At 67.6% G+C, this 11,785-nt stretch carries 10 protein-coding genes; 1 reads left to right on the top strand and 9 read right to left on the bottom strand.

Annotated elements, in window-relative coordinates; translation table 11 throughout:
* The 3 genes from NY1_RS30785 to NY1_RS30775 form a co-directional block, all read right to left on the bottom strand.
* A partial coding sequence (locus NY1_RS30785; protein ID WP_067720658.1) for a CheR family methyltransferase occupies positions 1 to 1,378 on the bottom strand: 1,378 nt, incomplete at its 3' end.
* A 12-nt stretch (positions 1,379 to 1,390) separates the two neighbouring features.
* Entirely contained in the window at positions 1,391 to 2,386 is a 996-nt protein-coding gene (locus NY1_RS30780; RefSeq protein ID WP_067720644.1) for a chemotaxis protein CheB, read from the bottom strand.
* Between the two features lie 285 nt (positions 2,387 to 2,671).
* On the bottom strand, positions 2,672 to 3,133 hold the full coding sequence (locus NY1_RS30775) for a hypothetical protein (protein WP_067720643.1): 462 nt from the start codon (positions 3,131 to 3,133) through the stop codon (positions 2,672 to 2,674).
* Between the two features lie 124 nt (positions 3,134 to 3,257).
* Between NY1_RS30775 and NY1_RS30770 the strand changes: the two genes are divergently transcribed.
* Complete coding sequence (locus tag NY1_RS30770; protein WP_067720642.1) at positions 3,258 to 3,887, top strand: PadR family transcriptional regulator; 630 nt, start codon at positions 3,258 to 3,260, stop codon at positions 3,885 to 3,887.
* A 9-nt stretch (positions 3,888 to 3,896) separates the two neighbouring features.
* On the opposite strand, the gene NY1_RS30765 is transcribed toward NY1_RS30770, so the two are convergent.
* The 6 genes from NY1_RS30765 to NY1_RS30740 form a co-directional block, all read right to left on the bottom strand.
* Positions 3,897 to 5,396: an alpha/beta hydrolase gene (locus tag NY1_RS30765; protein WP_084535636.1), complete on the bottom strand. Its 1,500-nt coding sequence runs from the start codon at positions 5,394 to 5,396 to the stop codon at positions 3,897 to 3,899.
* 58 nt (positions 5,397 to 5,454) lie between these two features.
* The gene (locus NY1_RS30760) at positions 5,455 to 7,032 is read right to left on the bottom strand and encodes an alpha/beta hydrolase (RefSeq protein WP_084535634.1); all 1,578 of its coding nucleotides are present in this window, start codon (positions 7,030 to 7,032) and stop codon (positions 5,455 to 5,457) included.
* A 70-nt stretch (positions 7,033 to 7,102) separates the two neighbouring features.
* Positions 7,103 to 8,626, bottom strand: a complete 1,524-nt coding sequence (locus NY1_RS30755) for an alpha/beta hydrolase (RefSeq protein WP_067720641.1) — start codon at positions 8,624 to 8,626, stop codon at positions 7,103 to 7,105.
* 164 nt (positions 8,627 to 8,790) lie between these two features.
* A complete protein-coding gene (locus NY1_RS30750) occupies positions 8,791 to 9,564 on the bottom strand; it encodes a succinate dehydrogenase iron-sulfur subunit (RefSeq protein ID WP_067720640.1) in 774 nt (257 codons plus the stop codon).
* The gene (gene sdhA / locus NY1_RS30745) at positions 9,564 to 11,315 is read right to left on the bottom strand and encodes a succinate dehydrogenase flavoprotein subunit (RefSeq protein ID WP_067720655.1); all 1,752 of its coding nucleotides are present in this window, start codon (positions 11,313 to 11,315) and stop codon (positions 9,564 to 9,566) included. The genes NY1_RS30750 and sdhA overlap by 1 nt, the downstream gene beginning before the upstream one ends.
* Before the next feature lie 34 nt (positions 11,316 to 11,349).
* Positions 11,350 to 11,784: a succinate dehydrogenase hydrophobic membrane anchor subunit gene (locus NY1_RS30740; protein ID WP_067720639.1), complete on the bottom strand. Its 435-nt coding sequence runs from the start codon at positions 11,782 to 11,784 to the stop codon at positions 11,350 to 11,352.
* Between the last annotated feature and the right edge of the window lies 1 nt (position 11,785).

Raw genomic sequence — 11,785 nt, 5'->3', positions numbered from 1 at the left:
CGTTCGTCGTCTCCAGTTCCTCCACCGTGGACTGGAGTTCCTCATTGGTGGTCTCCAGCTCCTCATTGGTGGACTGCAACTCCTCGTACGCCGACTCGCGTTGCTGATTGGCGCGATTCAGCTCGGTGAGCAGCCGCCGGGTGGCCGTCACATCGTGGAAGACCAGCGACACCCCGAGCGCGATATCGTCGGCCACCAGCGGACTCACGTGCACCTCCAAGGCCAGCACTTCGCCCGGCCCGCGCTGCCATTCGATGTCCTTGATGCGCAGCGCCCGCCGCTCGGTCCGCACCTGATCGATGTAGCCGCGCAATTCCACCGGACGGTACGACAGCTCCAGATCCCTTAGCGGGCGGCCGATATCGCGATCGGTCAATCCGAACAGATGCTTCGCCTGCTGATTGGCCAGCGCCACCACGTCGTCGCCGTTCAGCACCACCTGTGAGACCGGGCCGGTCGAAAAGGCCATGCTGCGCAATGTCTCCACCTGATCCATCTCGCGGCGATCGGGTACCAGCGCGCGGCCGAACACCGATCCCACATCCACCCGCGAGGTCGGCACCTTGCGGAAGACGCGGCGCTTGAGGTCCACCGGATCGAAGATGCGGCTGTGCGAGAGCAGCATCTCCGCCTTGCCCAGGAACAGCATTCCCCTCGGGGCCAAGGCGAAATGGAACTTGTCCAGGATCTTGGTCTGGGTTTCGGCATTGAAGTACATCAGGGTGTTGCGGCAGGCCAGCAGGTCGATGCGGGAGATCGGGGCGTCCTGCACCAGATCGTTGCGGCCGAAGATGACCGAGCGGCGCAGATCCTTGCGGAAGGAGTAGCGCCCGCCGATCGGTTCGAAATAGCGCTGCACCAGGTCCTGTCCCAGCGGATGCACTTCCTTCTCGCTGTAGACCGCGTGCCGGGCGGTGGTGAGCGCCTCCTCGTCCACATCGGTGGCGTAGATCTTCACCCGCTGCCGGAAGTCGTCGATGCCGAGCACTTCCGCCAGTACGATGGCCAGCCCGTACGCCTCCTCCCCGGACGCGCAGCCCGCGCACCACACCCGCACCGGTTCCTCCGGACCGCGTTCGGCCAGCATGGTCGGCACCACCTGGGTCTGCAGGTACTCCCAGGCGTCGGCATCGCGGAAGAAGCCGGTGACATTGATCAGGATGGTGTTGAACAGCGCCACGAACTCGTCCGAATTGGCTTGCAGCACATCCAGATACTCGACGTAGTCCTCCACGCCGAGCTGGGACAGCCGCCGGTCCACCCGGCGCATGAGGCTGCTGCGCTTGTAGCCGGTGAAGTCGAACCCACGGGCTTCCTTGAGGTACTGCAGGATCTCCTCGAAGCCGTGCGCGGGGCGGGGCGGGTTTTCCTGGTCCACAGCCATAACGTACTAGTCCGGCCGCTCGTTTCGACGCTCGACCAGCAGCTTCCGGATGACTTCCGCGGCATGGCCGTGTTCGGACCCCTGATCGGCGAAGCGCTCGGCCAGCGCCGTGTCGCCGAAACGTTCGGCGTCGTCGTGCATTCGCTCCGCCAGCTGCTGTTTCTCCTGCAGCGCGCGCAAGGCCGTCCACAGCGCCTTCTCCACCTCCAGGTCCTGTTCGGTCAGCAAGGCCTCGGCCGACCAGGCGTGGCCGACGCGGCAGCGGTAGCGCAGGCCGTCGGCGAGCGAGTACAGCGAACCGCTGCAGTCGGGACAGGTCAATCCGGATGGTGTCGCCATGGCCTCCACCCCGTTCCGGCCGGTGTGGGAACCGGCGTCGATATGGGCCTCGATGCGGTCCAGGTCGGACAGCGGGGGCGGCGGCAGCACCGACCGGCGCTGCTTCAGGATCTCCGCCAGCGCTCCGCCGAGCTCGGCCGCCGGCAGCACCAGATCCACCGCCACCTGTGCCAGCGCGCTCGCCGGCATTCCCCGGTACAGCGATTCCTCCGGATCCTGCACCGCGGCCAGCCCGCCCTGGCGCTTGACCAGCATCAGCCCGGCCGTGCCGTCGTCCAGTGAACCGGACAGCACCACGCCGGCCACCCGCGGGCCCCATGCCACCGCCGCCGAACGGAACAACGCGTCCACGCCCGGCCGGTGCCCGTTCTCGGAAGGGCCGCGCGACAAGACGATACGGCCGTCGCGCACCAGCAGATGGTGATCCGGCACGGCGGTGTGGATGCGCGCCCGCTCCAGCACCATGCCGTCCGCGGCGGGCACCGCGGGCAAGGGGCCGGCCCGGCCGAGAATGGGGGCGAGCGCGCTCACGCCGCGTGGCGGCATGTGCAGCACGACCAGGACGGCGGCGGCCAGATCTTCGGGGAGGCCGCGCACGAACTCCCGCAGCGCTTCGACGCCACCGGCCGAGGCGCCGACCACGATCAGATCAGCGGGTTCCATACCGGGCCTCCTCTCGATAGGTAGGCCCTGGTCACCTCACGCTACGCCCCAGCACCGATGGGGGTGTACCCATCGGTGAGTGGGTGAAGCGCGGCGGGGTGGACGGGCCGCGCCGTGTCGGCGTTCGGCCACTGCACCGGAGGTGGCGGTGCGGTCCGGCGGCGAACGAAAGCCGCCCGCGTCATCGGACGCGGGCGGCTTTCGTTGTGGCTCTTCATTTTCGCTGGCCTAGCTGCGGTCTTCGGTCCGGAATCGGTTGCAGCCGAATCCGTTCCGCCGCCGGGCTCAGCGCGGGGCGTTGGCCGGGTCGACCAGCGTCGGGGTGCGGCCTTCCTTGCGGGCGCGCTTGGCGTCCTCGAAGAACTCGCGGCTGAAAAGTGCCGACAATACGGCGATTCCGGCGCGATGCACCCGGAACTCGCTGGTCTTCGCGGTGCCGGTGAGCCGGATGACGCGGCCGGCGGCGTCCTTCGGCCGGGCGAAGTCCTTGACCCGGCCGCGGCCGGTCCATTCCAGCTCGGACTGCTCGATGACGGCGTCGTCCGGAACGAGCAGTTTGACCATGGCGTGGTCGAGGTCGGCGTGGATCAGGATCTCGTCCGCGCCCTCGATACGGGGCGAGCGGAGGTCGATGACCGCCGTGCCGTAGCGGGCCTTGACGTCGAAACGGTCGGCGTCGGTCCAATCGCCCAGACGCTTGGTGGCCTCGTGGTCGACGTGGATGTGCACGGGCTTGGTGGTGTGCATTGCCTCGGTCCTTTCGGATTCGGTGTGGTCGAGTTCGCCTGCTCCTCAATAGTGGCACACAAACTAGTTTCCAAGCAACTAGTTCTCGGGAATCTAGTAATCCGATACCTAGTAGGATGACGGTATGACCGCATCGTCGCAGGCCAAGACGCAGATCAAGAGCTCGCCGCTCGCCATGGCGGTGCTCGGCATCCTGCACCTGGAGCCGATGCACCCCTACGCCATCCAGCGCCGCATCAAGGAATGGGGCAAGGACAAGGTCGTGAACGTCGGCCAGCGCGCCCAGCTCTACAAGACCATCGCCCGCCTGCAGGACGCCGGCCTGGTCGCCGTCCGCGAAACCGGCCGCGACCAGCAGTACCCCGAACGCACCGTCTACGAGATCACCGACACCGGCCGCGCCGCCTGCGGCACCTGGCTGGCCGACATGATCGCCAAGCCCCGCAACGAGTTTCCCGAATTCCCGGCCGCGCTGTCCTTCGTGATGCTGCTCGGCCCGGCCGGCGCGCGGGTGGAACTCGAGCGACGCGCGAAAAGCCTGCGCGCGCGACTGAACGAGATGGACGAGGATGCCGCACAGGCCCGGCAACTGCACCTGCCGCGCGTGGTCGTGCTGGAAGACGAATACCTGCGCGCGATCACGGAGGCCGAATTGCGTTATGTCGAAGGCGTGGTCGCGGACCTGACCGCCGGGACGCTCACCTGGTCCTGGGAATCGCTTGCCCCGCACCAGGATTCCCCGGGCCAGGCGTGAGCTCTCGCATTACGGCGTGGTGCAGCGGATGCCCTCGGCCGGGGGCGTGAGGTCCACGAAATAGCGCAGCACCGCGTTATCGACGCAAGCCGATCCCCGGTTGAATCCGCCGTGCCCGTTGCCCTCCCGCGTGATGAGCGCGGCGTGCAGGTCGCGGGCCAGGACGACGCCGCCCTCGTACGGAGTAGCCGGATCGCCGGTGGTGGCGACCACCACGACCATCGGAAGACCGGGAACATTCGGTACATGGGGCTGGGAGGTGGGAGCGATCGGCCAGAACGCACAGACATCGAGAGGCGCTGTACCGGTGAAACGGCCGTCATCGAGCATCGGCGCGACCGCGAGGGAGCGTCGCACCGCTTCGCCCGCCGCCGCGCGGGTCGTGATCCGCTTCTCGTCGAGGCAGAACACTGCCTGCTGGAGGTTGTGATCGACGATGTCGGTGGCGAAGAAGTCCGCTCGCCCGAGCAGGGCGTCGCCGCGACCCTGCCGCAATTCGGTGAGGCCCTCGGTCAGTCCCGGCCACCAGCCGGGGAAATAGAGCGAATTGAGCACCGCGCTCAGCGCATCCATATACCCGAGACCACGCGGATCGGTCGTGGCGGCGGGCCTGTCGATCAGCGGGTCGATCAGTGCGTGCAATGTCGATGTCGCCCGCGCCGGGTCGGAGCCCAGCGGGCATTCGGCGGTCTTCGCGCATTCGGCGGCATACGCTTCGAACGCGCGCTGGAAGCCCACGCTGAAGACCTCGGCGTCGGTAATGCTGGACTCCGGATTCACGGCGGCGTCGAGCACCATGGCGCGCACCCGATCCGGAAATAGCTCGGCATAGGTCGAACCGACCCGCGAGCCATAGGAAACCCCGAGCATGTTCAGCTTCTCGGTGCGCAAGACCGCCCGCACGACGTCCAGGTCTCGCGCCACCTCGCGGGTTCCCACATGGGAGAGCAGCTTGACGCCGCTGCGCTCCACGCACTTCGCGACATACTCCCGGTTCCGCTGCTCGGTGCGTTCGATGCCCGCCTGGGAGTAATCGGCCGAATCCGCGCTGCGAGCGGCCAGCGCCTCGTCCGGGGTGAGGCATTCGACCTTGGGTTGCGCGGAACCGAGTCCGCGCACGTCGATCCCGATCAGATCGAATCGTTCTCCGAGCACGGATTCCGAATAGCCCAGCGGCATCGCGAGCCCGGATTCGCCTGGACCGCCGGGCTGCAAGAGTATCGCGTCGAGTCGGTCGCCACGAGCTGCCAACCGCGACAACCCGATTCGCACCGTATTCCGGCCCGGATGCTCGTAATCGAGCGGCACCGTGATCCCGGCGCACTGCAATCCGGCGGCCGAGAGTTCCTTGCCCTGTGCGTGGAAACCGTCGCACGGTCCCCACTGCACCGCCTGATCGTAGAACTCGGCAAGTCCGGAATCGGCCGCGTCGCTGGAGGATCCGCACCCCGCCACAGCGAGCAGGATCCCCAGGACAGTCGGCCACACGACACCGCCGCGCCCACCCATATTGCTTCCCCCTAGAAACGATCTTCTCTCATTCTGCATGATCGTCTCCCGGTCGTGATCATGCAGCGGTGCAGCGCATTTCGGCGGCGGGCGGGGTCAGCACGGTGAGGTAATGGTTGACGGCCTGGTCGATGCAGGCGGAGCCGACGCCGACGACGCCGTGCCGGTAGTCCTCGTAGGTGATGAGCGCCGCGTCGAGTTGCCGGGCCAGCGCGACGCCGCCGGCGTACGGGGCCACCGGATCTCCGGTCGCGGCGATCACGACCACCTTGGGCAGGTGCGAGATCTCCGGGGTGTGCGGGAGACGATCGGCGGGTAGGGGCCAGAAAGCGCAGGCGTCCAAGGGGACCTGGCCGGGGACGCGGCCGTCGTCGAAGGCGGGTGCGGCGGCCCGGGTTTTGCGGTCGCGTTCGAGGGCGCCGGCGCGGTCGGTCGGCGTGTGCTCCTCGCGGCACAGGACGACCTTCTGCATATCGCGGTCGGCGGTGCCGGTGGCGGCGAAATCGGCCCAGTACAGGAGGATGTCGCCGCGGCCGCGGGTCAGCTCGGTCAGGCCGGAGTTGATGGTCTGCCACGAAACCGGGCTGTAGAGCAGCACTTTCACGGCGTCGACCGCGTCTCGATAGCCGAGGGTGCGGCCCACGCCGGCGGCGGGATGGTCGCGGAGCGGGTTCACCAGGGCGCGAAAGGCTTCCGTGGCGCGTGCGGGATCGGTGCCGAGCGGGCAGTCCGGGGATTTCACGCACCAGGCGGCGTACGCGTCGAATGCCCGCTGCATGGCGGCCGGGCGGCGCTCCGCGTCGTCGATATCCGCCGTAGCGTCGATGCCGCCGTCGAGCACCATGGCGCGCACCCGATCCGGGAAGAGTTCGGCGATGGTGGAACCGAGGCGGGTGCCGTAGGAGGAACCGAGGTAGGTGAGCTTCTTGTCGCCGAGCGCGGCGCGGATCACGTCCATGTCCCGGGCCGTCTCGATGGTGCCGATGTGGGAGAGGACGTTGATTCCGGTGCGCTCCACGCATTTCGCGGCGAAATCCTTGCGGCGCTGTTCGGTGGCCGCGATGCCGGCGGGGGAGTAGTCGAGATCGGCGTCATTGCGTTCCGCCGCGAATTCCTCGGCGGTCCGGCACATCACCTTCGGCGTGGACGCGCCCACCCCGCGCACATCGATGCCGATCAGGTCGAACTGTTCGGCCAGGGTGGTGGACGCGAGCAGCAGCGGGCGGGTCAGGCCCGCGCCGCCGGGACCGCCGGGATTGGTGAGCAGCGAACCGATCCGGCTGCCCCACGCCGGAGCGCGGGACACCGCGATCTGCGCCGTCGCCCCGCCGGGATCGTCGTAATCCAGCGGCACGGTGATCCGCGCACAGGTCATGCGCCACTCGGCCAAGCCCTGCGCGCCCGCGAACCCGTCGCACGACCCCCACTCGACGTGTTGGCTGTAGAACCGCTCCAGCCCCGAATCCGTAGCGCCGCCCACGATTCCGCACCCGGCGGTAAGCAGGAGCGCCGCCGAGAACAGTCGCAGCCAGATCGCGCCGAACACGCGCGGCCGTTTCCGGCCGGACGCTCGCGGCTGTTCGGTGGCGAATGCCCGTAGTCCGGTCCGTCTGTTCCGGTGGTGCGGGTCGGTCATCGGCTCCCCCTCGAATCCTGGTCCGGTTCATGGTGCCCGGAACCGGAGCGCGGGGCGGGACCGGATCCCGCTACCGCTGTGCGGGGCAGTGTAGATCGGCGGGCGGCGGGGTGAGATCCACCAGATAGCGTGTCACCGGATCGTCCACGCAGGCCACACCCTCGCCGAAGACCCCGTGCTGCACGCCCTCGTAGGTCACCATGGACGCCCCGAGTGCCTGGGCCAGCTTCACACCGCCCGCGTACGGCGTCGCCGGATCGCCGGTCACGCCGACCACCACGACCTGCGGCAGGCCCGTGACATCGGGGACGTGCGGCTGCCCGGTCACCGGCAGCGGCCACAGTCCGCAGACGTCCAGCGGAGCCTGATCGCCCGGCGCGTGCCCGTCGTCGAATATCGGTGCGGCGGCGCGGATCCGGTGGTCGAGGTCGGCGGCGGCCGCGCGATCGGTGATCCGCTTGTCCTCGCGGCACAGCACCGCCTGGTTCAGATCCAATTCGACGGCCCCGCCATCGAAGAACACGTCGGACAGCCGGAGCAGGATGTCGCCGCGGCCCTTGCTCAGCTCGGTCAGACCCTTGGTGAGGGCCGGCCAGCTCTGGGAGCTGAACAGCGCGCCCTTCGCGCCGACCACGGCGTCCGCATAACCCAGCGTGCGCTGGTCCCCGGCCGGAATCGAATGTTCGACGAGCGGATTCACCAGGGCGCGAAAGCGTTCGGTGGCCCGCACCGAATCGGTGCCGACGGGGCAGTCGGCCGCCTTGACGCAGTCGGCCGCGTACGCCTCGAACGCGCGCTGGAAGCCCGCCAGATAGGTCACCGGATCGACCATGTAATCGTTCGGGTCGATGCCGCCGTCGAGCACCATGGCCCGCACCCGGGTGGGATACAGCTCGGCGATGGTGGAGCCCAGCCGCGTCCCGTAGGACCCGCCGTAGAAGTTCAGCTTCTCGTCACCGAGCGCCTCGCGAATGACATCGAAATCCCTTGCCACGTCGATGGTTCCGACATGCGCGAGGAAATCCAGCCCCGTGCGCTCCACGCACCGGTTCACCAGATCCTGATTCTCCCGCTCGGTCTGCGCGATCCCGGCGGGGGAGTAGTCGATATCCAGATCCACTCGCTCGGCAGCCGTCTCCTCCGGCGTGTGGCACACCACCTTCGGAGTGGAGGACCCGAGCCCTCGCACATCCACGCCGATCAGATCGAACCGCTGCGCCACAGCAGTTTTCGACAGTGTGATCGGGAACGCCAGTCCGAGGCCGCCCGGTCCACCCGGATTGGTCAGCAGCGAACCGACTTTCGCCCCACCTGCGGGCAGCTTCGAGATCGCGATCTGGGCGGTGTCGCCGTCGAGCTTCGCGTAATCCAATGGCACCGTGACCTTCGCGCACTGCATGCCCGCCGCGGAAAGCTCCTTCTCGCTGGAGAATCCGGCACACGACCCCCACTGCACGGTCTGCTGGTAATACTGATCCAGACTTCCCTCGGTGATGGTTTCTGTGGTTGCGCATCCGGCGGCGGCCAGCAGCACCCCGGCCACCGTGATCCGCAGCCATGACACGGCTTTCGTTCGCCGACCCTGGGCGACCATCGACTCCCCCTCGTTCTCGATCTCTGTATTCAGTGTGCCCGAGACACGAAAGACCGCCCGCAGCCGAAGCTGCGGGCGGTCAGCGTATTTCGGTTGTCCGGGCGAATCCGCCCACCGACCCGGGGGTTTCAGGGGCGTCAGCCCCTGAGAGTCCCGAGAGTTGGTTAGCGCGCGAAGAGCAGGGCGCGCTTGACTTCCTGGATCGCCTTGGTGACCTCGATGCCGCGGGGGCACGCGTCGGTGCAGTTGAAGGTGGTGCGGCAGCGCCACACGCCTTCGACGTCGTTCAGGATGTCCAGGCGCTCGCGGGCGCCCTCGTCACGGCTGTCGAAGATGAAGCGGTGCGCGTTCACGATCGCGGCCGGGCCGAAGTAGCTGCCGTCGCTCCAGTACACGGGGCAGGAGGTGGTGCAGCAGGCGCACAGGATGCACTTGGTGGTGTCATCGAAACGGGCGCGGTCGTGCTGGGACTGGATGCGCTCGTAGGTCGGCTCGTTGCCCGAGGTGATCAGGTACGGCTTGACCGCCTTGAAGGCGTCGAAGAACGGCTCCATGTTCACCACGAGGTCCTTCTCCTGCGGCAGGCCGCGGATCGGTTCGACGGTGATGGTGATGTCCTTGCCGTTCTTGGGCAGCATGTCCTTCATGAGGATCTTGCAGGCCAGACGGTTGACGCCGTTGATGCGCATGGCATCCGAGCCGCAGACGCCGTGGGCGCAGGAGCGGCGGAAGGTGAGCGTGCCGTCCAGGTAGGACTTGATGTAGATCAGCACGTTCAGGAACCGGTCGGTGGGCAGCACCGGCACCTTGAATTCGTCCCAGTGCGCGCCCTTGTCGTCGTCCGGGTTGAAGCGGGCGACCTTGACCGTGATCATGGTCGAGCCGTCCGGCACCGGAGCCGGCTTCTGCGGAGCCGCCTGGTCGAGTGTGGCAGTCATCAGTACTTACGCTCCATCGGCTCGTAACGGGTCTGCACGACCGGCTTGTAGTCGAGACGGATTTCGGAGATGAGCTCCGGGCTCGTCTTGTACGCCATGGTGTGGCGCATGAAGTTGACGTCGTCGCGATCCGGGTAGTCCTCGCGGGCGTGGCCGCCGCGCGATTCCTTGCGGTTCACCGCGCCCGCCACCGTCACCTCGGCCAGCTCCAGCAGGAAGCCGAGCTCGACGGCCTCCAGCAGGTCGCTGTTGTAGCGACGGCCCTTGTCCTGCACGGTGATCCGCGAGTAGCGCTCCTTGAGCACCTGGATCTCCTCGAGCATGGACTTCAGCGACTCCTCGGTGCGGTACACACCGGCCTTGTCGTCCATGGAGTTCTGCAGATCGGTGCGGATGTCGGCGACGCGCTCGTTGCCGTGATCCGAGAGCAGACCGGCCAGCCAGTCCTGCACCATCTGCGCCGGGTTCTCCGGCATGTCGACGAACTCGGCGCGCTGCGCGTACTCGGCGGCCGCGATGCCGGCGCGACGGCCGAACACGTTGATGTCGAGCAGCGAGTTGGTGCCGAGACGGTTGGCGCCGTGCACGGAGACACAGGCGCACTCACCGGCGGCGTACAGGCCCGGGACGATATCGGTGTTGTTGCGCAGCACCTCGCCGCGGATGCGGGTCGGGATGCCACCCATCACATAGTGACAGGTCGGCATGACCGGCACCGGCTCCTTGACCGGGTCCACGCCCAGGTAGGTGCGGGAGAACTCGGTGATGTCCGGGAGCTTCTCCTCCAGCACGTCCTCGCCGAGGTGGGTCACGTCGATGAGCACGTAGTCCTTGTTCGGACCCGCGCCGCGGCCCTCGCGCACCTCGAGCACCATGGAGCGCGCGACGATGTCACGCGGCGCCAGGTCCTTGATGGTCGGCGCGTAGCGCTCCATGAAGCGCTCACCGGAGGCATTGCGCAGAATGCCGCCCTCGCCGCGGACCGCCTCGGAGATGAGGATGCCCAGGCCCGCCAGACCTGTCGGATGGAACTGGTGGAACTCCATGTCCTCCAGGGGCAGGCCCTTGCGGAACACGATCGCCATGCCGTCACCGGTGAGGGTGTGGGCATTGGAGGTGGTCTTGTACATGCGGCCCGAGCCGCCGGTGGCGAACACGATCGACTTCGCGTGGAAGACGTGCAGCTCGCCGGTCGCCAGCTCGTAGGCCACCACACCGGTCGCGATCGGGCCGTTGGAGCCCTCGGTGAGGATCAGGTCGAGCACGTAGAACTCGTTGAAGAACTCCACGTCGTGCTTGACGCAGTTCTGGTACAGCGTCTGCAGGATCATGTGGCCGGTGCGGTCGGCCGCGTAGCACGCGCGCCGCACGGGCGCCTTGCCGTGGTCACGGGTGTGGCCGCCGAAGCGCCGCTGGTCGATCTTGCCTTCGGGCGTGCGGTTGAACGGCAGGCCCATCTTCTCCAGATCGAGCACGGCATCGATGGCCTCCTTGGCCATGATCTCCGCGGCGTCCTGGTCCACCAGGTAGTCGCCACCCTTGACGGTGTCGAAGGTGTGCCACTCCCAGTTGTCCTCTTCGACGTTCGCGAGCGCGGCGCACATGCCGCCCTGCGCCGCACCGGTGTGAGAACGGGTGGGGTAGAGCTTGGTCAGGACGGCGGTGCGCACCCGAGGACCGGCCTCGATCGCCGCACGCATTCCAGCGCCACCGGCACCGACGATGACGACGTCGTAGCGGTGCTCCTGAATCGGTCGGGATTCACTCATGCGAGGTGGCCTGTTCCTAACTGCTGATGTTGGGATCGAAGGTGAAGATGACGTACGTGCCGGTGACGACGACCAGGATCATGGAGACGACCAGCAGGGTCTTCAGCCAGAACCGGGTGGAGTCCTTGCGGGCGTAGTCGTCGATGACCGTGCGCAGGCCGTTGCCGCCGTGCAGCTGGGCGAGCCACAGCATGCTCAGATCCCAGATCTGCCAGAACGGGGAGGCCCAGCGGCCCGCCACGAAGGCGAAGTTCAGGCGCTGCACGCCGCCGTCGATCATCAGCATGATGAACATGTGGCCGATGACCAGGAACACCAGCAGCAGGCCGGAGGCGCGCATGAACAGCCACGCGTACTTCTCGAAGTTGCTGCCGCTCGCGCGGCGGGGCGCGCGGGGCGCGTCGAGGCTGGCCGGGCGGTCGTAGGACTTACCGAGAACAGGTGCGGTCATG

It is taken from the genome of Nocardia yamanashiensis NBRC 100130 (assembly GCF_001613325.1).
Classification (GTDB): domain Bacteria; phylum Actinomycetota; class Actinomycetes; order Mycobacteriales; family Mycobacteriaceae; genus Nocardia; species Nocardia yamanashiensis.
Note: the sequence above shows the minus strand (reverse complement) of the source record. Positions and strands in the feature narration are given on the sequence as shown.